The following is a 12,816-nucleotide window of genomic DNA, read 5'->3' on the forward strand; positions in this document are numbered from 1 at the left end:
CGGCGCCGTTCACGGGGAGGCTATTCGTCCCAGCTCCGGCGGAATCTTGCCGGCCGCCCCGCGGTCCAGCAGGAACAGCGTCCTGACCCGCCCGCGGGCCCCCGCGGCCGGCACCTGCACCGGCCCGGAGGCCGACAGAGCGAGCCGCACCGCGCCCGCCTTCTCCGCCCCGGCCGCCACCACCCACACCTCGCGCGCGGCCTGGATGGCGGGCAGCGTGAGCGAGATGCGCGTCGGCGGCGGCTTCGGCGAGCCGTGCACCGCCACCACCGGCCGCTTGTCGTACAGCGCCGGCAGCCCCGGGAACAGGGAGGCCACGTGCGCGTCGGGGCCCATGCCGAGCAGCATCACGTCGAAGCCCGGCACCGGCCCGTGGTCCTCGGGACGGGCCGCCGCGCGCAACTCGGCGGCGTACGCGTCGGCCGACTCCTCGGCCGTCATGCCCGCGTCGGGGCCGCGCATGACGTGCACCCGGGCGGGGTCCACGTCCACGTGGTCGAGCAGCGCCTCACGGGCGCCGGTCTCGTTGCGCTCCTTGTCACCGGTGGGCACGAAACGCTCGTCGCCCCACCAGACGTCCAGGCGCCGCCAGTCGACGGCGTCCCTGGCGGGGGTGGCGGCGATGGCCGCCAGCGTGGCGATGCCGACCGTGCCCCCCGTCAGCACGATCGACGCCGAGCCCTTGGCCGACTGCGCGTCCACCAGCCGCGTGATGATCCGCGCGGCCACGGCCTTGGCCAGGACGTCGCCGTCACGGTGCACGACGATGCCCGGAACGTTCATGGCCGTCTCTCCTTGAACTGCCGTCATCCCTTGTACGTCCTCGCGAATCGCTTGACCGCGGCCTCGTAGATCTCGTCGCTGTCGAGCCTGCGCATCTCCTCGGCCATCAGCTCCGAGGTCTGCCGCCTGGCCAGGGCCACGTTCCGGTCGGGCTGGCCGGGACGGGAGAGCGTGGCCAGGCGGGAGTCGGTGCGGACCACCGTCAGCTCGCCCTCGGCCAGTTGCAGGCGCACCGAGGTCAGCCCCGGCCCGCCGGACTCCACGACCCTGATCGGCGCCCCGAGCCGCTCCGACAGCCAGGCGGCCAGCAGCGGCGCGCTCGGATGACCGGCGGCGGCCTCGACGACGCCCTTGCGCACCTTGCCCACCGGCTGGTCGAACGCGGCGGCCAGCAGGCTGCGCCACGGCGTCAGCCGGGCCCAGGCCAGGTCGGTGTCGCCGCGGGCGTACCCCTTGGCCCGGGTGACCAGCGACTTGACGCCGCCGTCGTCGAAGCCCTTGGCGTCGGTGATGCGGCGCTGGGCCAGCGCCCCGATCGCGTCCTTGGACGGCGCGTCGGGGGCCGCGCCCGGCCACCACGCCACCACCGGTGTGTCGGGCAGCAGCAGCGGGCTGACCACGGAGTCGGCGTGCTCGGTGAGCTCGCCGTACAGGCGCAGCACCACCACCTCGCCGGGCGTGTTCTCGCCGATGCGCAACTCGGCGTCGAGCCGGATGGCCTCCTCCGGCTCCCGCTTGATCACGACGATGATGCGCGAGGGGTGCTCGCGGGCCGCCTCGGTGGCCGCGCGCAGCGCGTCGTACTGGTGGCGCTCCTCGCAGACCACGACCAGCGTGAGCACCATGCCGATGGCGGGGGCGCCCATCTGGTGACGGAGGTGGGTGAACTGGGCGGCGATCTTGCCGGCGGTGGTGTCCGTCAGCATGAACGTGGTCATCTAGAGTCTCCTCCACACGCGGCCGTCGCGGGCCATCATCGCGTCGGCCGACTCCGGCCCCCACGAGCCCGCCTCGTACGCCTCGGGCTGGCCCTGCGTGGCCCAGAAGTCCTCGATCGGGTCGAGGATCTTCCACGACAGCTCCACCTCCCGCTGGTGCGGGAAGAGCGGCGGATCGCCGATCATCACGTCGAGCAGCAGCCGCTCGTACGCCTCCGGCGACGACTCCAGGAACGACTCGCCGTAGGCGAAGTCCATGGAGACGTCGCGCACCTCCATCGCCGTCCCCGGCACCTTCGAGCCGAAGCGCACCGTGATGCCCTCGTCCGGCTGGACGCGGACCACCAGCGCGTTCTGGCCCAGGATCTCGGTGTCGTCCTTGCTGAAGGGCAGGTGCGGGGCACGCTGGAAGACCACGGCCACCTCGGTGACGCGGCGGCCCAGGCGCTTGCCGGTGCGCAGGTAGAACGGCACGCCGGCCCAGCGCCGGTTGGCGATCTCCAGCTTCACGGCCGCGTACGTCTCGGTCGTGGACTCGGGCGAGATGCCGTCCTCCTGCAGGTAGCCGACGACCTTCTCGCCGCCCTGCCAGCCCGCCGCGTACTGGCCGCGCGCGGTGTTGAGCCCCAGGTTGGCAGGCAGCCGCACGGCCTTGAGCACCTTCTCCTTCTCCCGCCGCAGCGCGGAGGCGTCGAAGGAGGTGGGGTCCTCCATCGCGACCAGCGCCAGGAGTTGGAGCAGGTGGTTCTGGATCACGTCGCGGGCCGCGCCGATGCCGTCGTAGTAGCCCGCCCGGCCGCCGATGCCGATGTCCTCGGCCATCGTGATCTGCACGTGGTCGACGAAGCCGCGGTTCCAGATCGGCTCGTAGAGGTTGTTGGCGAACCTCAGCGCCATGATGTTCTGGACGGTCTCCTTGCCCAGGTAGTGGTCGATCCGGAAGATCGAGCTCTCCGGGAAGGCCGAGGTGGTGATCTCGTTCAGCTCGTGCGCCGACTGCAGGTCGTGCCCGAACGGCTTCTCGATCACCACCCGGCGCCACGAGCCGTCGGGCGCGTCGGCCAGCCCCGTGCGCTTGAGCTGCTCCACCACCACGGGGAAGAACTTCGGCGGCACCGACAGGTAGAAAGCGTAGTTTCCGCCGGTGCCCCTGGTCTCGTCGATCTCGGCCAACGCCATGGCCAGCGCGTCGAACGCCCCGTCGTCCGAGAACTCGCCCGGCACGAAGTGGATGCCCTCGCGGATCTGCTTCCAGACCTCCTCACGGAAGGGGGTCCTGGCATGCGCCTTGACGGCGTCGTGCGTCAACTGGGCGAAATCCTGGTCTTTCCAATCCCGCCGGGCGAAACCGACCAGCGAGAAGCCGGGCGGCAGCAGCCCCCGGTTGCCCAGGTCGTAAATCGCCGGCAACAGCTTGCGCTTGGCCAGGTCACCCGTCACGCCGAACAACACCATCACGCACGGTCCCGCCACCCGGGGCAGCCGCTTGTCGCGCGGGTCGCGCAGCGGGTTGGCGGCGGCCACCTCCTCGGTGGTGGCGGTGCCCGCGACGGCCGCCGCCACGGTGACGGCCTCCTCCGCGGGTGCTGCCGGGTCTGTCATCTCAAGCCTCCTGTGCGGCCTCGAGCAAACGCGCGACGCCCGCCGCGCGGTCGGTCAAATGCAGTCGTACGGCCGGGCGCCCGCGGGTCTCCAGGGCGCCCAGGTCGCCGAGCGCCTGGGCGAGCTGCAGCCCACCCAGGCCGTAGGGCCTGCCGGGCACGGCGACGTCGTCCGTCACCGCCCCCGTGATCTGCAGGAACACGCCGTTCTGCGGCCCGCCCTTGTGGTACTGCCCGGTGGAGTGCAGGAACCGCGGCCCCCACCCGAACGTCACCGGCCGGTCGGTGCGCAACGCCAGCAGCGCGCGCAACGTCAGCGGATCGGCCATCATCCACGCGTCGGTCATCTGCTCGAAGTCGGCCCCGTCGGGCACGGGGGCGTCGAAGGCCGCCAGCCGGTCCAGGTAGGCCATGACCGCCAGGTAGCCGTCGCCGGGGACCGCGTTCAGCAACGCGGCGAACACGCCGGGCAGGTCCTTGGCCGTGGCCGCGCCGTACACCTCGACGGGGCCGTCCACGAACGCGGGCGCGCCCACCGGCAGGTCGGGCAGGGCCAGCAGGACGGCGGTGTTCTCCTTCGACTCGGCCACGTTCGGCTGGTCGAACGGGTCGACGCCGAGCAGCAGCCCGGCGATCGCGGTGGCGTACTCCCAGACCAGGAACTGCGCGCCCAGCGGCCCGTCCACGCGCACGTCGCCGGCGTCGGACTCGATCGCCACGACCAGTTCGTCGGCGGCCCCGGTGGGGTCGGCGCCCACGACGGGCAGGATGCCCCTGCCCCGCTTGCCGGTCGACTCGGCGACGAGCTGCTCGATCCAGTCGGGCAGCCCGTAGGACGGCGAGAGCTGGTCGTCGAGCACCAGCTTGTCGCGCCCGGCCAGCGCCGCACCGCCGAGCGCGCACCCCAGGTCGAGCCCCGGGTTGCCGCTGTCGAGCGACAGCAGCGGCAGCACCTGCCCGGCGTCGTCGAGCAGCCGGGCCACGTCGGCGCCCGCCAGCGCCGCGGGCACCAGCCCGTACGGCGACAGGGCGGAGAACCGGCCGCCCACGTCGGGCGGCGCGAGCACCACCCGGTGACCGCCGTCGGCGGCCAGCCGCTCCAGCGGCGAGCCCGGGTCGGTGACGACCACGACGCGGCCCGCGGGATCGAGGCCCGCCTCCGCGAAGAGCTCCCGGTAGATCCGCAGCAGGCAGTCGGTCTCCACGGTCGAGCCGCTCTTGCTCGCCACGACCACGACCGTGGCCTCCAGGCGCTCGGCCAGCGCCCGGCGGACCTGGCCGGGGTCGGTCGTGTCGAGCACGGTGAGCGGCACGTCGAAGGTGGCGCAGATGACCTCCGCCGCCAGCGACGAGCCACCCATCCCGGCCAGGACCACGTTCGTCAGGCCCTCGGCACGGGCCCCCGCCGCGAGCTCGCCCAGGGCGGGCAGGAGCTCGCGGGAGGAGCGGGGCAGCGTCAGCCAGCCGAGCCTGACAGCCGCCTCCGCCTCGGCGTCCTCACCCCACAACGTGGGGTCGCCGCCGGCGAGCCGCGCGGGCACGCCGTCGGCGACGAGGCGCCCCGCGACGGAGGAGGCGGCCGAGGCCACCCCCTCCTCGCGGAAGGAGACCTCCATCACGGAACCAGGTTCTTGGTGACGCTCTCGAGCAGCTCGTTCCAGGACGCCTCGAACTTCTCCACGCCCTCGTCCTCCAGGACCTTCACCACGTCGTCGTAGTCGACGCCGGCGTCCTTGAGCGCGGCCATGGTGTTCCACGCCTGCTCGTAGAAGGGACGCACGGTGTCGCCGGTCACGTTGGCGTGGTCGGCCGTGGAGTCGAGCGTCTTCTCCGGCATCGTGTTGACGGTGCCGGGGGCCACGAGCTGGTCGACGTAGAGGGTGTCGGAGTACTCGGGGTTCTTCACGCCGGTCGAGGCCCACAGCGGACGCTGCGGACGGGCGCCCGCCGCGCGCAGGCGCTGCCAGCGCTCGGAGTTCACCACTTCCTCGTACGCCGCGTACGCCAGGCGCGCGTTGGCCACGCCCGCCTTGCCCTTCAGCTCGGGCTTGCCCAGCCGGTCGAGGCGCTTGTCGATCTCGGTGTCGACGCGGCTGACGAAGAACGAGGCCACCGACTCGATCGTGGCCAGGTTGAGGCCCTTGGCCTGCGCCGCCTCGAGACCCGCGAGCCAGGCGTCCATGACCGCGCGGTAGCGCTCGAGCGAGAAGATCAGCGTGACGTTGACGCTGATGCCCTCCGACAGCGCCTGCGTGATCGCGGGCAGCCCCTCCAGGGTGGCGGGGATCTTGATGAGCAGGTTGGGCCGGTCGACCGTCCACCACAGCGCGCGGGCCTCGGCGATCGTCTTCTCGCTCTCGCGGGCCAGCCGCGGGTCGACCTCCAGCGACACGCGGCCGTCGACGCCGCCCGTGGCGTCGTAGACCGGGCGCAGCACGTCGGCGGCCCAGCGGATGTCGTAGGTGGTGATGGCGCGCACGGCCTCGCCCACGTCGACGCCGCGTACGGCCAGGTCGTGGAGCTGGGCGTCGTAGGCGTCGCCCTTGCTGAGCGCGTTGGCGAAGATCGTCGGGTTGGAGGTGACCCCGACGACGTTCTTGTCCCGGATCAACTGCTCGAGGTTGCCGCTGCGCAGGCGCTCACGGCTGATGTCGTCGAGCCAGATGGCAACGCCCTGGCCGGACAGCTTGTTGAGGATCTCGCTCATCTTGTCTTCAGTTTCCCGTCGTCTCGCCCTTGTCCTGACCCAGCTTGGCCAGGCTCGCCTTCGCCGCCGCCGCGACGCGGTCGGCCGTCAGCCCGAACTGCTCGTACAACGTCTTGTACGGGGCAGAAGCACCGAAGTGCTCGAGGCTGACGACCTCGCCGCATTCGCCGACGTACTCGTGCCAGCCGAGCGCGATGCCCGCCTCGACCGCCACCCGAGCCCGGATCGACGAGGGCAGGACCGTCTGCTTGTATGCGGTCTCCTGCCCGTTGAACCACTCGACACACGGCATCGAGACCACCCGCGTCGGGATGCCCTGCGCCTCCAGCAGCTCCCGGCCGTCGAGCGCGATCTGCACCTCGCTGCCGGTGGCGATGACGATGACCCTGGGCTGGCCGTCGGACGCCTCGCGCAGCACGTAACCGCCGTGGGCCACGCCCTCGGCGCTGGTGCCCTCGAACACCGGAAGGTTCTGCCTGGTCAGCGCGAGGGCGGCCGGGCGGTCGGTGTGCTCGAGCACGGTCTTCCACGCGTGCGCCGTCTCGTTGGCGTCGGCGGGACGCACCACGTCGAGGCCGGGGATCGCGCGCAGCGCCCACAGGTGCTCGATCGGCTGGTGGGTCGGGCCGTCCTCGCCCAGGCCGATCGAGTCGTGCGTCCAGACGTAGGTGACCGGCAGCTTCATCAGCGCGGCCAGCCGCACCGACGGGCGCATGTAGTCGGAGAAGACCAGGAACGTGCCGCCGTACGGGCGGGTGCCGCCGTGCAGCGCGATGCCGTTCAGGATCGCGCCCATGGCGTGCTCGCGGATGCCGAAGTGCAGCGTGCGGCCGTAGCGGTTGCCGGGGAACTCCTTGGTCTGGTGCTCCTCCGGGATGAAGGACGGCTCGCCCTTCATCGTGGTGAGGTTGGAGTCGGCCAGGTCGGCCGAGCCGCCCCACAGCTCCGGCAGCACCGGCGCCAGCGCGCTGAGCACGTCGCCGCTGGCCTTGCGGGTGGAGACGGAGGCGTCCTGCTGGAACGACGGCAGCGCCGTGGCCCAGCCGGCGGGCAGCTCGCGCCGGGAGATGCGGTCGAGCTCGGCGGCCCGCTCGGGGTTGGCCAGCCGCCACTCGGCGTACGACTTCTCCCACTCGGCGTGCCCGGCGCGCCCGCGCTGGGCGATGCCGCGGGCGTGCGCCAGCACCTCGGCCGGCACGTCGAAGGTCTTGGCCGGGTCCATGCCCAGCACCCGCTTGGTGGCGGCCACCTCGGCCTCGCCCAGGGCGGAGCCGTGGATCTTGCCGGTGTTCTGCTTGTTCGGCGCGGGCCAGCCGATGATCGTGCGCAGCCGGATGAACGACGGGCGGCCGGTCTCCGCCTTGGCCGCCTCCAGCGCCTTGTACAGGGCCGGGACGTCCTCGACGTACTCGCCGGAGGCGGTCCAGTCGACGCTCTGGGTGTGCCAGCCGTAGGCCTCGTAACGCTTGACGACGTCCTCGGACAGCGCGATCTGCGTGTTGTCCTCGATGGAGATGTGGTTGTCGTCGTAGATGACGATGAGGTTGCCCAGCTTCTGGTGGCCGGCGATCGAGCTGGCCTCGTGGCTGATGCCCTCCTCGATGTCGCCGTCGCTGACGAAGCACCAGATGTGGTGGTCGAAGGGGGAGGCGCCCTGCTCGCTCTCGGGGTCGAACAGGCCGCGCTCGCGGCGGGCGGCCATGGCCATGCCGACCGCGTTGCCCAGGCCCTGGCCCAGCGGGCCGGTGGTGGTCTCCACGCCGGCGGTGTGGCCGTGCTCGGGGTGGCCGGGCGTGAGGCTGTCCCACTGGCGCAGCCGCCGCAGGTCGTCCAGCGTCAGGCCGTAACCGGAAAGGTAGAGCTGGATGTAGAGGGTCAGGCTGCTGTGGCCGCACGACAGCACGAACCGGTCCCGTCCGATCCAGGTGGGATCGGTCGGGTCGTGGCGCATCACCCGCTGGAACAACAGGTAGGCGGCGGGGGCCAGGCTCATGGCGGTGCCGGGGTGACCCGAGCCCGCCTTCTCCACTGCGTCCATCGCCAGGGCTCGAACGACATCGACCGCCTGCTTGTCGAGGTCGGTCCATTCAAGGGCTGGCACGAGTTCGGTGCTCAAGTGCTCGATCTCCGGAATCTAGTTGTCATCGGGTTGTGCCGGTCGGCTGTCCCGCCCGCGGCGGACCGCGTCCGGCGGCCGCCCGCAGGTTGCGCGGCCCGCGCCTACACGGACCCTAACCGAGTGGAGACGACGATCGATTCCCATTCCACCCGCGCGTGTCCATGTACGGCGCAAGCCCCCCATTGGCCGGACCGGCCGCCTCTGCGACTACAGTTTGTTTGTTCGCAGGGGCGTCACGGCGCCCGCCCATGGATCCGCTCTTATCAGAGGTTACGCGTTGACTTCCGACAGGCTGGAAGCGCCTTGACGGTGCTGACAAACAGGCAGGCGACGGCCCCGTCACCCCGTGTGGAGGCGCCGCGCTCGTTCGCCACGACGGTGAAGGCCTACATCGCGCTCACCAAGCCGCGGATCATCGAGCTGCTGCTGATCACGACGCTGCCCGTGATGTTCCTGGCCGCGGGCGGTCTGCCGCCGCTGTGGACGTCGATCGCGGTCATGGTGTTCGGCACCCTGTCGGCGGGCAGCGCCAACGCGCTCAACTGCTACGTCGACCGCGACATCGACCAGAAGATGCGCCGCACCCGCCGCCGTCCGCTGGCCAGGCACCAGGTCTCGCCGCGCGGCGCGCTCGTCTTCGGTCTCGTGCTGGGCGCGCTGTCCACGGCGGGCCTGTGGCTGACGACCAACTGGCTGGCCGCGCTGCTGTCGCTCGGGGCGATCCTGTTCTACGTGCTGGTCTACTCGATGCTGCTCAAGCGGCGCACGGCCCAGAACATCGTGTGGGGCGGCATCGCGGGCTGCATGCCCGTCATGATCGGCTGGGCCGGCATCACCGAGCGGCTCGACTGGGCGCCGCTGGTGCTGTTCGGGGTGGTGTTCTTCTGGACGCCGCCGCACACCTGGACACTGGCCATGCGCTACAAGGAGGACTACGCGGCGGCCAAGGTGCCGATGCTGCCGGTGGTGGCCACCGAGCGGCGGGTCGTGCTGGAGTCCATCGCCTACACCTGGGCCACCGTGCTGTGCTCGCTGGCGCTGTGGCCGGTGGCGGGCACCACGCTGTTCTACCCGGTGGTGGCCGCGGTGCTGGGTTTCATGTGCCTGTGGGAGGTGCACCGCCTGCTGGCCCGGCTCAACGCCGGCAAGAGCGGCGTCGACCTGCGGCCGATGCGGTTCTTCCACTGGTCCAACGCCTATCTGGCGCTGCTGTTCCTGGCCGTGGCGATCGATCCGCTGCTGGCCTGAGCGACACGCGCGTCTCGCGGAGGGCCCGGCCGTTGCGCCGGGCTTTTTCCGGTCCATATCATGCACACATGAACAGTTCTTCAGGTGTGGTGGCCGGTCTGCACGGGTGCGCCGTGCAGGAGCCGGACGCGGCCCGTGTCGCGGCCGCCCGCGACCGGCTCGTCACGCCTGAGGAGGCCACCCGGCTGGCCGAGCTGTTCCGCCTGCTCGGCGACCCGACCAGGGCCCGGCTGCTGTACGCGCTGCTGGAGGCGGGGGAGCTGTGCGTGTGCGACCTGTCGGACGCCGTCGAGGTGAGCGACACGGCCGTCTCCCACGCGCTGCGCCTGCTGCGCACGGCCGGGATCGTGGCCGGCCGCAGGTCCGGCCGGATGATCTACTACCGGCTGGCCGACGCCCACGTCCGCCTCCTGCTCGACCTCAGCCGGGAGCACCTGAAGGAGACCGGATGAGCGCGGGCCACGGGCACGGGCACGGTCATGGGCACGGTCATGGGCACGGGGTGCGCCCGGACGCGGACCGCCGCTACCTGATCGGCGCGCTGGCGCTCATCGTCGGCTACATGGCCGTCGAGGTCGTCGCCGGCGTGCTCGCCAACTCGATCGCGCTGATCTCCGACGCCGCCCACATGCTGACCGACGCCAGCGCCATCGTGCTGGCGCTGGTCGCGATGCGCTTCGCCGCCCGGCCGGCCAAGGGGGCCTACACCTTCGGCTACAAGCGGGCCGAGATCCTCTCGGCGCAGCTCAACGGGGTGACGCTGCTGCTGCTGGTGGCGTACTTCGTCTATGAGGGCGTGCGCCGCCTGGTCGAGCCGCCGGCCGTGCACGGGCCGGTGGTGCTGGTGACGGCCCTGGCCGGCATCGCCGTCAACGCGCTGGCCGCCTGGCTGCTGTCCAGGGCCGACCGGCGCAGCCTCAACGTCGAGGGTGCCTTCCAGCACGTGCTCAACGACATGTACGCCTTCATCGCCACGGCGCTGTCCGGCCTCGTGGTCTGGCTGACCGGCTTCCGCCAGGCCGACACGATCGCCGCCCTGGTCGTGGCCGCGCTGATGCTCAAGGCCGGCTGGGGGCTGCTGCGCGACTCGAGTCGCGTGCTGCTCCAGGCGGCGCCCCCGGGCCTGGACCCCGACGAGATCGGCCGCCTGCTGGCCGCCCAGCGCGACGTCGAGGAGGTGCACGACCTTCATGTCTGGACGGTGACGAGTGGCTATCCGACGCTGTCGGCCCACGTGATCGTGGCGAGGGGCGCCGACTGCCACAGCGTGCGCACGCGGCTCGCCGACCTGCTGCACGACCGGTTCGAGATCGGCCACACGACGCTCCAGGTCGACCACGGCAGCCCTGGCCTCGACCGGCACTGCGAAGACCCGCACGGACCCCGGCACTCTGATCCGTTAAAGTCACCCTATGGCGACCCGTGATCCACGCTGGGTGTTGAAGGACCGCCCGTCGTTCACGTTGATCATCGGGCTGGTCCTCACCGGCTTGTGCGCGCTGGTCTCGTTCTCCTTCGACGTGTTCAACGGCGCGCCGGTGCAGTTCTTCATCGCCCTTGCCCTCGCGCTCGCCCCGGTGCCGCTGCTGCTCGCGGCGGTGCTGGCGCTCGACCGGATGGAGCCGGAGCCGCGCAGCAACCTGATCTTCGCCTTCGCCTGGGGCGCGGGCATCGCGGTGCTCGTGGCCGGTGTGATCAACTCGCTCAACCTGCACTACATCATCGACACCGCCAACCTGTCGGAGGCCAGCGCCCGCAACCTCGCGGCCACCTTCGGCGCGCCGGTGGTGGAGGAGACGATGAAGGGCCTGGTGCTGCTGGGCCTGCTGAGGTTCCGCCGGGCCGAGCTGGACGGGCCGACCGACGGCGTCATCTACGCCAGCATGGTCGGCCTCGGCTTCGCCATGAGCGAGAACGTCAGCTACTACCTGGGCGCGCTGTCCACCTCGGGCGTCAAGGGGCTGGCCGTCACGGTGGTGCTGCGCGGCATCCTGTCGCCGCTGGCGCATCCGCTGTTCAGCTCCATGATCGGGGTCGCCGTCGCGTACGCGGCCCAGCGCCGGGGGCCCGAGCGCACCACGTACGTGCTGGCGGGCTGGACCGGGGCGATGCTCCTGCACGGGTTGTGGAACGGTCTCGCCTCCTACGGCGGCTTCCCCGGGCTGATCGTGGCCTACCTGGTGCTGCTGGTCGTGCTGGTGGTGCTCATCGGCGTGGTGTTCAAGGACCGGCGGCGCATCGTGGCGCTCATCCAGCGTTACCTGCCGCCGTACGAGCCGACCAAGCTGGTCAGCCAGGCCGACATCTACATGCTGTCCACCTTCCCCCGGCGCCGCCAGGCCAGGCAGTGGGCCCGCCTGCGCGGCGGCAAGCGCGGGCTGCGCGCCATGCGCGACTACCAGCTCGCCGCCACCGAGCTGGGGCTGCTGCACGAGCGGGCGGCCCGCCACATGGTCGACGAGCACGCCTTCCACGAGGAGCAGCGGGCGCTGCTGGAGTGCATGAGCACCGCGCGCGCCGACTTTCCCAGCTCCGAGCCGCACGCCAGGTCGGTGGCCAGGGGGTCGCCGCCGCCCGGCTACGCGCCCGGCGCGCCCGGCTGAGCTGCGGGCCGGTCCAGGACACGGGTGAGCGAGACCTCGCGCGGGCCGGGGAAGACCGGGTCGGAGTGCAGGATCATCGCGTCGGCGAACGCCTTGGCGGTGGCGAACAGCTCGCGGGCGGCGGACACGTACGTGGTGGCGGCCCAGCGCCTGGCCGAGTCGTCGCCGGCGCCGAACGCCTCCAGCCCCGCCGTCCGGCACAGCGTCACGGCCCTGGGAAGGTGGAACTCCTGGGTCACCACCGTCACCCGCTCGGCCCCGAACACCCGGCGCGCCCGCACGCACGAGTCCCACGTGTCGAACCCGGCGTAGTCCAGCACCATCACCGCGTCGGGCACGCCCCTGGCGCGCAGGTAGTCGCGCATGGCCGTCGGCTCGTCGTACTCCTCGCGGCCGTTGTCGCCCGACAGCAGCAGCGCCCGCACCTTGCCCGATCGGTACAGCTCGGCGGCGATGTCGAGCCTGCGGGCCAGCATGGCGCTCGGCCGACCGGCGTACAGGCCGGCGCCGAGCACCAGCGCGGCCTGTGTCTCGGGCATCCGGCGCACCCAGCCGTCGTCCTCGGCCATCGCCCGGTGGCCCGAACTGCCGAGCCAGGCCCACGTCATCGGCGCCAGGGCGAGCACGCTGGCCAGCACCAGCCCCTGGTACGCCCGGCGCAGCGTCCTGCGGGAAGGGGCCTGCACCAAGGAACGGATTTTTCCCCGCAAATCGCACTCCTGCTCGGGTGGGGGAGTGGCGTACCTAACCCCACATACCCTTGCATATCCGCTCAGACGGCGGCGGCGGCTTCGGTGGGGGAGGGGCTGACGGGGGT

At 71.8% G+C, this 12,816-nt stretch carries 11 protein-coding genes; 4 read left to right on the forward strand and 7 right to left on the reverse strand.

The window, feature by feature from the left end; all coding sequences use genetic code 11:
- Window positions 1–9: 9 nt before the first annotated feature.
- The 6 genes from pgl to tkt are packed head-to-tail and all read right to left on the reverse strand — an operon-like array spanning window position 10 to window position 8,130.
- Window positions 10–783: a 6-phosphogluconolactonase gene (gene pgl, locus FAF44_RS21605; RefSeq protein WP_237105033.1), complete on the reverse strand. Its 774-nt coding sequence runs from the start codon at window positions 781–783 to the stop codon at window positions 10–12.
- Between the two features lie 23 nt (window positions 784–806).
- The gene (gene opcA / locus FAF44_RS21610; RefSeq protein ID WP_237105034.1) at window positions 807–1,721 is read right to left on the reverse strand and encodes a glucose-6-phosphate dehydrogenase assembly protein OpcA; all 915 of its coding nucleotides are present in this window, start codon (window positions 1,719–1,721) and stop codon (window positions 807–809) included.
- Complete coding sequence (gene zwf, locus FAF44_RS21615; RefSeq protein WP_237105035.1) at window positions 1,722–3,323, reverse strand: glucose-6-phosphate dehydrogenase; 1,602 nt, start codon at window positions 3,321–3,323, stop codon at window positions 1,722–1,724. It lies immediately after the preceding gene.
- A 1-nt stretch (window position 3,324) separates the two neighbouring features.
- Window positions 3,325–4,938: a glucose-6-phosphate isomerase gene (locus tag FAF44_RS21620; RefSeq protein WP_237105043.1), complete on the reverse strand. Its 1,614-nt coding sequence runs from the start codon at window positions 4,936–4,938 to the stop codon at window positions 3,325–3,327.
- Entirely contained in the window at window positions 4,938–6,029 is a 1,092-nt protein-coding gene (tal, locus tag FAF44_RS21625; protein WP_237105036.1) for a transaldolase, read from the reverse strand. The genes FAF44_RS21620 and tal overlap by 1 nt, the downstream gene beginning before the upstream one ends.
- Window positions 6,030–6,036: 7 nt before the next feature.
- On the reverse strand, window positions 6,037–8,130 hold the full coding sequence (gene tkt / locus FAF44_RS21630; protein WP_308193354.1) for a transketolase: 2,094 nt from the start codon (window positions 8,128–8,130) through the stop codon (window positions 6,037–6,039).
- A 321-nt stretch (window positions 8,131–8,451) separates the two neighbouring features.
- On the opposite strand from tkt, the gene FAF44_RS21635 reads away from it, so the two are divergent.
- From FAF44_RS21635 to FAF44_RS21650, 4 genes are all read left to right on the forward strand, one after another.
- Window positions 8,452–9,396, forward strand: a complete 945-nt coding sequence (locus FAF44_RS21635; RefSeq protein WP_237105037.1) for a heme o synthase — start codon at window positions 8,452–8,454, stop codon at window positions 9,394–9,396.
- A 68-nt stretch (window positions 9,397–9,464) separates the two neighbouring features.
- On the forward strand, window positions 9,465–9,848 hold the full coding sequence (locus tag FAF44_RS21640; RefSeq protein WP_237105038.1) for a helix-turn-helix transcriptional regulator: 384 nt from the start codon (window positions 9,465–9,467) through the stop codon (window positions 9,846–9,848).
- On the forward strand, window positions 9,845–10,822 hold the full coding sequence (locus tag FAF44_RS21645) for a cation diffusion facilitator family transporter (protein ID WP_237105039.1): 978 nt from the start codon (window positions 9,845–9,847) through the stop codon (window positions 10,820–10,822). The genes FAF44_RS21640 and FAF44_RS21645 overlap by 4 nt, the downstream gene beginning before the upstream one ends.
- Window positions 10,809–11,999, forward strand: coding sequence for a PrsW family intramembrane metalloprotease (locus FAF44_RS21650; protein ID WP_237105040.1), 1,191 nt, complete (start codon window positions 10,809–10,811; stop codon window positions 11,997–11,999). Before FAF44_RS21645 ends, FAF44_RS21650 begins: the two co-directional genes overlap by 14 nt.
- Here FAF44_RS21650 and FAF44_RS21655 read toward each other — a convergent pair.
- Entirely contained in the window at window positions 11,975–12,688 is a 714-nt protein-coding gene (locus FAF44_RS21655) for a vancomycin high temperature exclusion protein (protein WP_237105041.1), read from the reverse strand. The two genes, FAF44_RS21650 and FAF44_RS21655, sit on opposite strands and share 25 nt — an antisense overlap.
- Window positions 12,689–12,816: the final 128 nt, after the last annotated feature.

It is taken from the genome of Nonomuraea sp. MG754425 (genome assembly GCF_021699195.1).
Taxonomy (GTDB): domain Bacteria; phylum Actinomycetota; class Actinomycetes; order Streptosporangiales; family Streptosporangiaceae; genus Nonomuraea.

Excerpts from the sequence above, each read along its gene's own strand:
- pgl (WP_237105033.1), bottom strand. The coding sequence starts at position 783 with ATGAACGTTCCGGGCATCGTCGTGCACCGTGACGGCGACGTCCTGGCC.
- opcA (WP_237105034.1), bottom strand. The coding sequence starts at position 1,721 with ATGACCACGTTCATGCTGACGGACACCACCGCCGGCAAGATCGCCGCC.
- zwf (WP_237105035.1), bottom strand. The coding sequence starts at position 3,323 with ATGACAGACCCGGCAGCACCCGCGGAGGAGGCCGTCACCGTGGCGGCG.
- FAF44_RS21620 (WP_237105043.1), bottom strand. The coding sequence starts at position 4,938 with ATGGAGGTCTCCTTCCGCGAGGAGGGGGTGGCCTCGGCCGCCTCCTCC.
- tal (WP_237105036.1), bottom strand. The coding sequence starts at position 6,029 with ATGAGCGAGATCCTCAACAAGCTGTCCGGCCAGGGCGTTGCCATCTGG.
- FAF44_RS21640 (WP_237105038.1), top strand. The coding sequence starts at position 9,465 with ATGAACAGTTCTTCAGGTGTGGTGGCCGGTCTGCACGGGTGCGCCGTG.
- FAF44_RS21645 (WP_237105039.1), top strand. The coding sequence starts at position 9,845 with ATGAGCGCGGGCCACGGGCACGGGCACGGTCATGGGCACGGTCATGGG.
- FAF44_RS21650 (WP_237105040.1), top strand. The coding sequence starts at position 10,809 with ATGGCGACCCGTGATCCACGCTGGGTGTTGAAGGACCGCCCGTCGTTC.